Genomic DNA, 13,021 nt, shown 5'->3' on the forward strand with positions numbered 1-13,021 from the left:
CCCGCCCTCCGGGTGTACGACGGACGGCCCCGCCCCCGGAGTGCGGGGGCGGGGCCGTCGTGCCGCTGTGTCAGAGCCGGTCCAGCCACTCCTCGACGGCGCGCGCCGTGGTGTGCGAGTGCTCCTCCATCACCGTGAAGTGCGTGCCGGGCACGTCCACCGCGGTGTGCTCCAGCTTCCAGGACGGCCGCCAGTCGTACTCCCGCGTCCACTCCATGAGGGGCTCGCTCGCCCGGACCAGGAGCGTCGGCGCCTCGATGGCGTCGGGCAGCAGGCCGAGGAACATGTAGCGGGCCATGGCGGTGACCCAGGCGTCGCCCCAGTCGTCGCCGTCGGTGTCCACGGCGGCGGCCGTTCCTTCGGCGTCCGGCGCGGAGTCGTAGCGGTCGCTGAGCTGCTTGCCCATCGCGGCGGCCATGTCGCCGAGCGCCTTCTCCTCGACGTACGTGTCCACGAGGACGACGCCCGCGGGTCCGGCGCCGCGCTCCTCCAGCTCCCGCGCCACGGCGTGCGCGACGAGCCCGCCGGAGGAGTGCCCGGCGAGGACGTACGGCTTCCCGCCGGTGTGCCGCTGCACGGTGTCGGCGTGCAGCCGCACCAGGGCATCCTTGTCGGCGGGCAGCAACTCGCCCTCCAGGAAGCCGGGGTGGGTGATGACGCTGACGTCGCGCCGGTCCCGGAAGTACGCGCCGAAGCGGGCGTAGTCGTAGGCGCTGGAGCGGCCGACGTACGACGTGAACAGGACCACTCCGACCGGCTCCTCGCCGCGTGCCAGCGTGAACGGGGCGCGCGGCGCGTCGAGTTCGGCCTCGCCCGTGAACGAGGCGCGGAACTGCGCCATGGTCCGGAGCAGCGGGATCAGGTCGTCGGCCCGGCCCTGCCGCGCGGCCTCGTCGTACAGCTCGGCGAGACCGGTCGCGGGCCTGGGCGCCGCGACGGGCAGCGGGGCCTCGGTGGCCTGCGGCGCGGCGGCGGCCCGCGGTGTCCGCGCGGGCTGCCCGGCGGCCGGGGCCGTCCGGGTGTGCCGGTCCTGTCCGGCGGTCCGCTCGCGCGGGGCCGTCGTGTCCTGGCCCGCGGGCACGGCCTGGTCCAGGTCGGCGGCGAGGCGGTCGGCGAGCGCCCTCGGCGTGCGGTTCTGGAAGACCAGGGTCGCCGGGAGCCGCAGGCCGGTCGCGGCCATGAGGCGGTTGCGCAGTTCGACGCCGGTGAGGGAGTCGAAGCCCAGCTCCAGGAAGCCCCGTTCGTCCTCGACGCGGTCGGCGGAGGCGTGCCCGAGCACGGCCGCCGCCTGGTCCCGCACCAGGGCGATGAGCAGCTTCGCCCGCTCGTCGGCGGACGCGGCGGCCAGACGGCGCGCGAAGGCCTCCGCCTCGGACGCCGCGGCCCCGGCGGCGGCCCTTCGGGCCTGGGCTCGCACCAGGCGCCGCAGCAGCGGCGGCACGGCGTCGCCCTGGCGTGCGCCCGCCCGCAGGGCCGCCGTGTCGAGGCGTACGGGCAGCAGCAGCGGCGCCCCGAACGAGCGGGCAGTGTCGAAGAGTTCGACGCCCTCGCGTGACGACAGCGGCAGCACACCACCGCGCGAGATGCGGGTGCGGCGGGCCTCGTCGAGGTGGCCGGTCATCTCGCTGCTCTCGGCCCACAGGCCCCAGGCGAGCGCCGTGGCGGGTACGCCCCGGGCCCGCAGGTGGTGCGCGAAGGCGTCGAGGAAGGCGTTGGCCGCCGCGTAGTTGCCCTGGCCGGGGCTGCCGAAGGTGGCGGCCGCCGAGGAGAACAGGACGAACTCCGCGAGGTCCTGACCTGCCGTCAGCTCCGCGAGGTTGAGGGCCGCGTCCAGCTTGGGCCGCAGGACCGTGTCCAGGCGCTCGGGCGTCAGGGACCCCACGAGGGCGTCGTCGAGGACTCCGGCCGTGTGCACGACGGCGGTCAGCGGGTGCGCCGCCGGGACCGCGGCGAGCACGGCGGCCAGCGCATCCCGGTCGGCGACGTCGCAGGCGACCACACGGGCCTCGGCGCCGAGCCCTTCGAGCTCGGCGACCAGCTCGGCGGCGCCGGGCGCGTCGGGGCCCCTGCGCCCGGTGAGGAGCAGGTGCCGGGCGCCGTGCTCGGTCACCAGGTGCCGGGCTACCAGGGCGCCCAGGGTGCCGGTGGCGCCGGTGATCAGGACGGTGCCGTGGGGGTCGGGGGTGCGGGATGTGACGGGCTCGGTGGTGTCGGTGACGGTGGCGTCGGTCTTGGCGGCGTCGGTGTCGGCAGCCGTGACCGGCGCCGTGGCAGGCACGAGCCTGGGCGCAAGGAGCATCCCTCCCCGTGCCGCCAACTGCGGTTCGTCCAGCGCCAGTCCGGCGAGAAGCAAGGCGGCGTCGGAGGGCTTGTCGGCCCGGTCCGCGTCGCCCTCGGCGCCGTGGACCGCGTCCAGGTCGAACAGCACGCATCCCGCCCCGTCCGGGCCGCCCGCCTGCTCGGACTGGGCCGAGCGTGCCAGGCCCCACAGCGGGGCGTGTGCCAGGTCCGGTACGTCGCCGCCGTCGGCGGCGACCGCGCCCTGTGTCACCAGGACGAGCCGGGTGCCGGACAGGCGCGCGTCGGTCTGCCAGCTCTGGAGCAGGGCGAGGGCCCGGCCCAGGGCGGCACGGGCACGCTCGGCGGTGCCTGCGGCGGCCGAGGAGTCCGTCGAGGAGTCCACCGTCCCGCCCGGCCCCTCGGCGCGCGTCCCGTCCGTGAAGGAGACGAGCAGCGTGTCCGGCGTGTCGGCGCCTTCGTCGAGGGCCGCGTACAGCGCGTCGACGTCCTCGTACGCCGCCGCCTGAGCCCCGGACGCCGTGAGTTCGGCGCCGGCCCGCAGCGGGTCGGGGCCGACCGTCGCCCAGGTCGTGCCGGTCACGTCGGCCGTGCCCGTGGGCAGGGGCGTCCACTCGACGTGGAAGAGGGCGTCGCGGTGTCCGGCGCCGGAGGCCACGCGCAGTTGCTCGGGGGCGACGGGGCGCAGTTCGAGGGAGTCGGCGCGGGCGACCGGGGCGCCGGTGTCGTCGGCGAACAGGAGCGCCACTCCCCCGGTGCCGTCGGGGCGCACCCGGACCCGCAGGACGGTGGCGCCCTGGGCGGCGAGGGTGACGCCGCTCCAGGCGAAGGGCAGCCGCACCCCGTCGGTCTCCGCGAAGGGCGCGAGGGCGACGGTGTGCAGGGCGGCGTCGAGGAGCGCCGGGTGCACGCCGAACGCGCGGGCGTCCCGGTGCGCCTCCTCGGGCAGGTGGACCTCGGCGTAGACGGCGTCGCCCGCGGGGTCCCGCCAGGCGGCGCGCAGTCCCTGGAACACCGGGCCGTAGCCGAGTCCGCCCTCGGCGAGCCGCTCGTAGAACCCGTCGACGGCGACCGCTTCGGCGCCCTCGGGCGGCCACACGGCCAGCGCGCCGTCGTCCTGCGGGTGCGCGGGCGCGGCCGACGTGTCGGCGAGGGTGCCGGTGGCGTGCCGCGTCCACGGGGCGTCGGTGGCGCCCTGGGTCCGCGAGGACACGGTGAGCGGGCGGCGGCCCGCGGTGTCGGGGGCGCCGACCCACACCTGGAGCGTGACGGTGTCGTCCTCGGCGACGACGAGCGGCGCCTGGAGGGTCAGCTCCTCGACGAGGCCGCAGCGGACCTCGTCCCCGGCGCGCAGCGCCATCTCGACGTATGCGGTGCCGGGCAGCAGCACGGTGTCCCCCACCGCGTGGTCCGCGAGCCAGGGGTGGGTGCGGCGGGTGAGCCGCCCGGTGAGCAGGTACTGGTCGGCGTCGGCGAGTTCCACGCTGGCGCCGAGCAGCGGGTGTCCTGCGGACTCGATGCCGACGGCGGTGACGTCGCCGGTGCCCGCGGCGGCGGGCGCGGGCCAGAAGCGCTGCCGCTGGAAGGCGTAGGTGGGCAGGTCGACGACGGTGCGCCCGCCGGGCAGGAGGGCCCGCCAGTCGAGTTCGGCGCCGTGGACGTGTGCTTCGGCGAGGGCGGTGTACAGCCGGCCGGGGCCGCCCTCGTCGCGGCGCAGGGAGCCGAGCGCGACCGCGCCGGTGTGCGGGGTGGCGTCGATGGTCTCCTGCACCGGGACGGTGAGGACCGGGTGCGGGCTCATCTCCAGGAACAGCCCGTGTCCTTCGGCGAGCAGGCCGCGGGTGGCCTGCTCGAAGAGGACGGTGTGGCGCAGGTTGCGGTACCAGTAGCCCGCGTCCATCGGCGTTTCGGCGTCCAGCCAGGTGCCGGTGAGGGTCGAGTACAGCGGGGTCCGGGCGGTGCCCGGCGCGATCTCGGCGAGGGCCTCGGCGATGCGGGCCTCGATCTGTTCCACGTACGAGGAGTGGGAGGCGTAGTCGACGGGGATGGCGCGGGCGCGCAGTTCCCGCGCGGCGCACTCGGCGATCAGCTCCTGGAGGGCTTCGGGGTCTCCGGAGACGACGACTTGGGAGGGACCGTTGACGGCGGCGATCTCGATGCGGCCGTCCCAGGCTTCCAGGAGCGTCCCGGCCTCGTCCTGCGGCAGGACGAGGGAGACCATGCCGCCCTTGCCGGACAGCTCGCGGATGGCCTGGCTGCGCAGGGCGACGACGCGGGCGGCGTCGCGCAGGCCGAGGGCGCCCGCGACGCACGCGGCGGCGATCTCGCCCTGGCTGTGCCCGACCACGGCGGCGGGCTCGACACCGGCCGCCTGCCAGGTCGCGGCCAGGGACACCATCACGGCGAACAGGACCGGCTGGACCACGTCCACCCGGTCGAAGTTGTCGCCGCTCAGCTCGTCGAACAGGTCCCAGTCGACGAACTCGGAGAGTGCGTCACCGCACTCCCGCATGCGGTCGGCGAACACCGGGCTGGAGTCGAGGAGTTCACGGGCCATGCCCGCCCACTGCGAGCCCTGGCCGGGGAACACGAACACGGGGCGGACCGTGCCGCCCTGCGCGCGGCCCGCGACCACGTTCCGCGCGGTGGTGTCGCCCTGCGCCAGCTCCTCCAGCCCGGCGAGCAGCTCGTCGCGGTTCTGGCCGAGGACGACGCCCCGGTGGTCGAACCGGGACCGCGCCGTGGCCAGCGACCAGGCCACGTCGGCGAGTTCGAGGTCGGCGTGGGCGAGGAGGTGTTCCCGCAGCCGGGCGGCCTGGCCCGGGAGCGACTCGGGGGTCTTGGCGGAGAGGGCGAGGGGGATGACGGCGGGCCGGGACAGCTCGGGGGTGCCGGTGGAACCTGTGGTGCCGGTGGAGCCGTCGGTCCCCGTGGTCCCGGCGGCGGTTTCCTCGGCGCCCTCGGGGTCCTCGGGGGCCTGCTCCAGGATGACGTGGGCGTTCGTGCCGCTGATGCCGAACGAGGACACGCCCGCGCGGCGGGGCGCGCCGTCCTCCCGTCCGGGCCAGTCGCGGGCCTCGGTCAGCAGCTCGACGCCCGCGCCGGACCAGTCGACCTCGGGGGTCGGGGCGTCCACGTACAGCGTCTTCGGCAGGGTGCCGTGGCGCATCGCCATGACCGTCTTGATGACGCCGCCGACACCGGCGGCGGCCTGCGTGTGGGCGATGTTGGACTTCAGCGAGCCCAGCCACAGCGGCCGGTCCTCGGGGTGGTCCTTGCCGTAGGTGGCGATGAGGGCCTGGGCCTCGATGGGGTCACCCAGCGTCGTGCCGGTGCCGTGGGCCTCGACGGCGTCGACGTCGGCGGGCGTGAGGCGGGCGTTGGCGAGGGCGGCACGGATGACGCGCTGCTGCGACGGACCGTTGGGAGCGGTCAGGCCGTTGCTCGCGCCGTCCTGGTTGATCGCCGAACCACGTACCACCGCGAGGACCTGGTGGCCGTTGCGGCGGGCGTCGGACAGGCGTTCAAGGACGAGCATGCCCACGCCCTCGCCCCAGCCGGTGCCGTCCGCGCCCGCGGCGAAGGACTTGCAGCGGCCGTCGGGGGCCAGCCCGCGCTGGCGGCTGAACTCCGCGAACGAGGTGGGCGTCGGCATGACCGCCGCGCCGCCCGCGAGCGCCATCGCGCACTCGCCCTGGCGCAGCGCCTGCACGGCGAGGTGCAGCGCCACGAGCGAGGAGGAGCAGGCCGTGTCGACGGTGACGGCGGGGCCCTCGAAGCCGAAGGAGTACGAGAGGCGGCCGGAGGCGACGCTCGCCGCGTCGCCGGTCATGACGTAGCCCTCGACGCCTTCGGCGCCGTTGAGGGTGGTCGAGTACCCCTGGGTCGACAGGCCGACGAAGACGCCGGTGTCGCTGGCGCGCACCGACGACGGGACGATGCCCGCGCGTTCGACGGCTTCCCAGGAGGTCTCCAGGAGGAGCCGCTGCTGCGGGTCCATGGCCAGGGCCTCGCGGTGGTTGATGCCGAAGAAGTCCGGGTCGAACTCGTCGGCGTCGTGCAGGAAGGCGCCGGTCGTGACGTACGTCAGGCCGTCGTCGCCGTCCGTGCCCGAGCCGTCGAGGCCCGCGGGGGCGGCGACGTCCCAGCCGCGGTTGACGGGGAACCCGGACAGGCCGTCCGCACCCTCGGCGACCAGCCGCCACAGGTCTTCGGGGGAGCGTACGCCGCCGGGGTAGCGGCAGCTCATCGCGACGATGGCGATGGGCTCGTCGGCCGCGTCCTGCGGGGCTTCCGGTCGGCCCGCGGGGGCCGCGCCCGGGGCGGCGGACTCGGGGAGCGAGCCGAGCAGTTCCGTGCGCAGGTGGGCGGCGAGGGCGACGGGTGTGGGGTAGTCGAAGACGAGGCTGGCGGGCAGCCGCAGGGCGGTGGCGCCGCCGAGGCGGTTGCGGAGCTCGACGGACGTCAGCGAGTCGAAGCCGAGCTCCTTGAACGCCTTGGCCGCGTCGACGGACTCGGGCGACGGGTAGCCGAGGACGGCGGCCACGTTGGCGCGTACGACGTCGACGAGGAACTGTTCACGGTCCTCCGGGGCGATCCCGGCCAGGCGCTCGGCCAGGGACTCCTGGCCGTCGGCCGCCGGGCCGCCCGCTTGCGCGGTGACGGCCTTGCGGACCTGGGCGCGGATGAGGCTCCGGAACAGCGGGGGCACGTCCGCGCCGAACTGCTGACGCAGGACGTCGGTGTCGAGCTTCATCGGGACGAGGGCGCCGTCGGGCTGCGCGAGGGAAGCGTCGAGGAGAGCCAGGCCCTCCTCGGCCGACAGGGCGGCGACCCCGGCCCGGTTCATCCGGTCGATGTCCTCGTCCGCCAACGCACCCGCCATGCCACCCTGGTCCGCCCACAGACCCCACGCCAGAGACGTCGCGGGCAGACCCTGAGCACGCCGGTACTGAGCCAGCGCGTCCAGGAACGCATTCGCGGCCGCGTAATTGGCCTGCCCGGCACTGCCCAGCACACCGGCCGCCGACGAGAACAGCACGAACGCCGACAGGTCCAGACCCGCCGTCAACTCATGCAGATTGACCGCCGCGTCCACCTTCGGACGCAGCACCGTGTCCAACCGCTCCGCCGTCAGAGAGGTGAGCACACCGTCGTCGACCACGCCCGCCACATGCACGACCGCGCCGAGCTCGTCACGTACCGAGTCGATCAGCCCGGCCAGCGCCGCACGGTCCGCGACGTCACACGCCGCGATCGTGACCGAAGCGCCCAACTCCTCCAGCTCGGCACGCACTTCACCCGCACCCGGAGCATCCTCACCCCGACGCGACACCAACAGCAGGTCCCGCACCCCGTGCCGCTCCGCCAGATGCCGGGCCACAACCCGCCCCAGACCACCCAGCGCACCAGTCACCAACACCGTGCCCCGCGCCTCAAAAACAGGCGGCAACGTCAGCACAACCTTGCCCACATGCCGCGCCTGAGACAGATAACGGAACGCCTCCGGCGCCCGCCGCACATCCCACGCCATCACCGGCAACGGCGACAACACACCCCGCTCGAACAGCGCCAGAACCTCCGCCAGCATCTCCTTGATGCGGTCGTGGCCCGCGTCGATCAGGTCGAAGCTCTGGTACGTGACTCCGGAGTGGTCCTCGGCGACGGTGTGCGGGTCGCGGAGATCGGTCTTGCCCATCTCCACGAACCGGCCGCCACGCGGCAGCAACCGCAGCGACGCGTCCACGAACTCCCGCGCGAGGGAATTCAGGACCACGTCCACGCCCCGGCCCTCGGTCTCCGCGAGGACCGACGTCTCGAAGTCGAGGGTCCGGGAGGAGGCGATGCGGGAGTCGTCGAGGCCAAGACCCCGCAGCACGTCCCACTTGCCGGTGCTCGCCGTCGCGTGCACCTCGGCGCCGAAGTGCCGGGCGAGCTGCACCGCGGCCATGCCGACACCACCGGCGGCCGCGTGCACGAGGACCGACTCGCCCGCTTCGAGCCCGGCGAGGTCCCGCAGCGCGTAGTACGCCGTGAGGAACACCGTCGGCACCGACGCGGCCTGCGCGAACGACCAGCCCTGCGGCATGCGTGCCAGCATCCGCGCGTCGGCGACCGCCAGCGGCCCGAAGCCGCCCTCGAGCAGGCCCAGGACGCGGTCGCCGACGGCCAGGTCCGTCACGCCGGAGCCGACCTCGACGACGACTCCGGCGCCTTCGGTGCCCATCACCGCGTCGCCCGGGTACATGCCCAACGCGATCAGCGGGTCACGGAAGTTGACGCCCGCCGCACGGACCTCGACCCGGACCTCTCCGGCCTCCAGGGCCCGGCCGCCGGACACCTCGGCGTCGTCGGCCACCGGAAGGAGCGCCAGGTTCTCCAGCGTGCCCCGGCCGGTGACGCCCAACTGCCAGGCGTCGCCCGCCGGAACCGGCAGCGCGCCACCACCGGCCCGCACGAGACGCGGCACCCACACCACGTTCCCGCGCACCGCCACCTGCGGCTCGTCCAGACCGAGCACGCCCGGGAGCAGCTCAAGGGCCTGCTCACCACCGTCGACGTCCACCAGGACGAGACGCCCCGGGTTCTCCGACTGCGCCGACCGCATCAGACCCCATACCGGGGCGTCGGCCAGGCCCGCCGCGGCCACGACGTCACCGGAGCCCACACCCACGGCGCCGGAGGTCACCACGACCAGACGGGACTCGTCGCCGCGCTCGAAGGCCAGCCACTCCCCCACGGCGCGCAAGGCGTCGTTGAGGGAGGCACGCACGTTCGCGGCGACGCCCGGCGCGCGGTCGGGGGCCGTGACGCAGGCGACGAAGACGGACTCCGAGACGGCGGCACCGCTGTCGACGGCCGCCGCGAGCGCGGCCACGTCCGCGTACGCGGTGACGGTCGCACCGGCGCGTTCCAGGGCCGCGCGCAGCCCCGGCTCGTCCGTGCCCAGGACGGCACAGGTACCGCCCGCCACGGATGCCGGGGCGGGCGCCACGCTCCAGTCGACGCGGTACAGCGAGTCGTGGCGGCCGCCCTGTTCGGTGCCCGCGTCGGGCACCGCGAGGGGCCGCAGGACGAGGGAGTCCACGGCGGCCACCGGTTCGCCGGAGGCGTCGGCGACGACGAGGGCCACGCCGTCGGTCCCGGCGGCGGTGAGGCGTACGCGCAGCGCGGACGCGCCCGTGGCGTGCAGCGTCACACCGGTCCAGGAGAAGGGCATGCGGCCCTGCTCGGTGTCGGACACGAAGGTGCCGAGGCCCAGCGGGTGCAGGGCGGCGTCGAGGAGCGCCGGGTGCAGGCCGTACGCGGCGGCCTCGTCCTGGTCGTCCTCGGGCAGCGCGACCTCGGCGAAGAGTTCGTCGCCGCGCTTCCACACCGACCTGAGCCCCTGGAACGCCGAGCCGTAGCTGAATCCGGCGGCGGCGAGGCTGTCGTAGAGGGCGTCGGTGTCGGCCCGTTCGGCGTCGGCCGGGGGCCACTGGGTGAGGTCGGCGTCGGCGGGTCGGGTGGCCGGGGCGGGGGTGAGCGTGCCGGTGGCGTGGCGCTGCCAGGGCTCGTCGGACCACAGCTCGTCCGAGGTGACCTGCTGGGGGCGCGAGTAGAGGTTCACGGGGCGGCGCCCGAAGGCGTCGGCGGCGCCCACGGCGAGCTGCACCTGCACTCCGCCCCGCTGGGGCAGGACCAGGGGCGCCTGCAGGGTCAGCTCCTCCAGGTGCGCGCAGCCGACGCGCTGCCCGGCGTGCAGGGCGAGTTCGACGAAGGCCGTGGCGGGCAGCAGGACCGTGCCGCCGAGGGCGTGGCCCGCGAGCCACGGGTGGGTCGTCAGGGAGAGCCGGCCCGTGAAGAGGTAGCCGTCCATGTCGGCGAGCGCGACGGCGGCGCCGAACAGGGGGTGCTCCGCCGGGCTCAGTCCGGTCGCGTGCACGTCTCCGGGGCCGCCGACGGCGGGACGCGGCCAGTAGCGCTCGTGCTGGAAGGCGTACGTGGGCAGGTCGACGCGGTCGCGGGACTCCACGGGGGCGTACAGCGGCGTCCAGTCGACGTCGGCTCCGCGCACGTGCGCCTTGGCGAGGGCGGTGAGGAAGGTGTCCGGCTCGGGGCGGTCCTTGCGCAGGGCGCCGATCAGGCCGACCTGGGCGTCCGTCTCGGCGAGGGTGTCGTGCGCCATGGCCGTCAGGACCGAGTCGGGGCCCAGCTCGAGGAGGGTCGCCACGCCGAAGCCGGTGAGCGCGCCGACTCCGTCGTGGAAGCGCACGGCCTCGCGGATGTGACGGACCCAGTAGCCGGGGTCCTTCAGCTCGCTCGCGGTGGCGAGGCGCCCGGTGACGTTGGAGACGACCGGCAGGGTGGTGTCCTGGTACGTCAGCTTCTCGGCGACCTTGCGGAAGTCGTCCAGGACGGGGTCCATGAGGGGCGAGTGGAAGGCATGCGACACCTTCAGCCAGCGGACCTTGCGGCCCTCGCCCCGCAGCTTCTCCTCCAGACCTTCCAGGACCGTGCGGTCACCGGAGAGCACCACCTGGGCGGGGCCGTTCACGGCCGCCACACCCGCACGGTCCTCCGATCCCTCCAGGAGCGGCAGCACGTCGGCCTCAGCGGCCTGCACGGCCAGCATCGCGCCACCCTCGGGCAGCGACTGCATCAACCGGCCACGCGCGGCGACCAGTTGAGCCGCGTCCTCCAGCGACCACAGCCCGGCCACATACGCGGCAGCCAGCTCACCGATCGAGTGCCCGCCCACGATCTCCGGCCGCACCCGGAAGGACTCGGCCAGCCGGAACAACGCCACCTCGACCGCGAACAGCGCGGGCTGCGCATAGCCGGTCTGCTCAAGAAGCTCGGCGTCCGTGCCGAACATGACGTCCTTCAGCGGACGCTCCAGCAGCCCGTCCAGGTGGCCGCAGACCTCGTCCAGCGCGTCGGCGAACACGGGGAACGCGTCGTACAACTCCCGTCCCATGCCGATGCGCTGGCTGCCCTGGCCGGTGAAGACGACCCCGAGGCGGCCCTCGGCGACCGAGCCCGAGACCACGCCCGGACCGTCGTCGCCGGAGGCGACCGTGTCCAGGCCGGACAGGAAGGCGTCCCGGTCCTGGCCGAAGAGCACGGCGCGGTGTTCGAGGGCGGAGCGGCCCGACAGGAGGGACCAGCCCACGTCGACGGGCCGGAGGTTCTCGTCGGCGGTGACGTGGTCGCGTATCCGGGCGGCCTGGGCGCGCAGGGCCTGGGCGCTGCGGCCCGAGACCAGCCACGGGGCGGCGGCCGGGGGCATCACGGGGGCCGTCGGCTCCGACTCGGTGGGCGCGGCTTCGTCCGTGGGGGCCTGCTCGACGATGACGTGGGCGTTCGTGCCGCTCACGCCGAAGGACGAGACGCCGGCGCGGCGCGGGCGTCCGGCCTCGGGCCAGTCGCGGGCCCGGTCGAGGAGTTCGACGGCGCCCGCCGTCCAGTCGACGTGGGTGCTGGGGCGGTCCGTGTGCAGGTTCTCGGGCAGGACGCCGTGGCGCATCGCCATGACCATCTTGATGACTCCGGCGACGCCCGAAGCGGCCTGGGTGTGGCCGATGTTGGACTTCACGGAGCCGAGGAGCAGCGGCCGGTCGGCGGGCCGGTCCTGGCCGTACGTGGCGAGGAGGGCCTGGGCCTCGATCGGGTCGCCGAGGACCGTGCCGGTGCCGTGGCCCTCGACGGCGTCGATGTCGTCGGTGGCGAGGCGGGCGACCGCGAGGGCCTGGCGGATGACGCGCTGCTGGGAGGGGCCGTTGGGGGCGGTCAGGCCGTTGGACGCGCCGTCCTGGTTCACGGCGGAACCACGCACGACGGCGAGCACCTGGTGGCCGTTGCGGCGCGCGTCGGAGAGGCGCTCCAGGGCGAGGACGCCGACGCCCTCGCCCCAGCCGGTGCCGTCGGCCGCCTCGGCGAAGGGCTTGCAGCGGCCGTCGGAGGCGAGGCCGCCCTGGCGGCTGAACTCCGCGAACGCGCCGGAGGTGACCATGACGGCGACGCCACCGGCGACGGCGAGGTCGCACTCGCCCTGGCGCAGGGCCTGGGCCGCGAGGTGCAGGGCGACCAGCGAGGACGAGCAGGCCGTGTCGACGGTGACGGCCGGGCCTTCGAGGCCGAAGACGTACGACACGCGGCCGGAGATGACGCTGGAGACGTCACCGGTGAGCAGGTAGCCGTCGACGTTGTCGGGCGACGCCATGAGGGCGGGGCCGTAGCCCTGCGCGGTCGCGCCGACGAAGACGCCGGTGCGGCTGCCGCGCAGCGAGGTCGGCGGGATGGCGGCCCGCTCGAAGGTCTCCCACACGGCCTCCAGGAGGAGGCGCTGCTGCGGGTCCATGGCCATGGCCTCGCGGGGCGAGATCCCGAAGAAGGCGGCGTCGAAGTCACCGGCGTCGTAGACGAAGCCGCCGCCGCGCCCGGGGCGTTCGGGGTCGGCCGTGGCCTCTTCCTCGGTGCGGCCGCCGAGGGCTTCGACGTCCCAGCCCCGGTCGGTGGGGAAGGCGGAGAGCGCGTCGCGTCCCTCGGCCACGAGCCGCCACAGGTCCTCCGGGCTGCTGACGTCGCCGGGGTAGCGGCAGCTCATTCCGACGATGGCGATGGGCTCGGGCTCCTCCGCCTCGGCGTCGCGCAGCCGCTGGCGCGTCTCGTGGAGGTCGGCGGTCACCCGCTTGAGGTAGTCGAGGAGCTTTTGCTGGTCCGCCATCGGAAACTCACCTGT

General features: G+C 74.9%; 1 protein-coding gene. It reads right to left on the reverse strand.

The window, feature by feature from the left end; genetic code table 11:
* Positions 1–70: 70 nt before the first annotated feature.
* On the reverse strand, positions 71–13,006 hold the full coding sequence (locus ACFVHO_RS24830) for an SDR family NAD(P)-dependent oxidoreductase (protein ID WP_385718562.1): 12,936 nt from the start codon (positions 13,004–13,006) through the stop codon (positions 71–73).
* Positions 13,007–13,021: the final 15 nt, after the last annotated feature.

Origin of the sequence: Streptomyces sp. NPDC127108 (assembly GCF_042677545.1) — a bacterium.
Lineage (GTDB): Bacteria > Actinomycetota > Actinomycetes > Streptomycetales > Streptomycetaceae > Streptomyces.

Coding starts and splice junctions, on each gene's coding strand:
- ACFVHO_RS24830 (WP_385718562.1), bottom strand. CDS start 13,006: ATGGCGGACCAGCAAAAGCTCCTCGACTACCTCAAGCGGGTGACCGCC.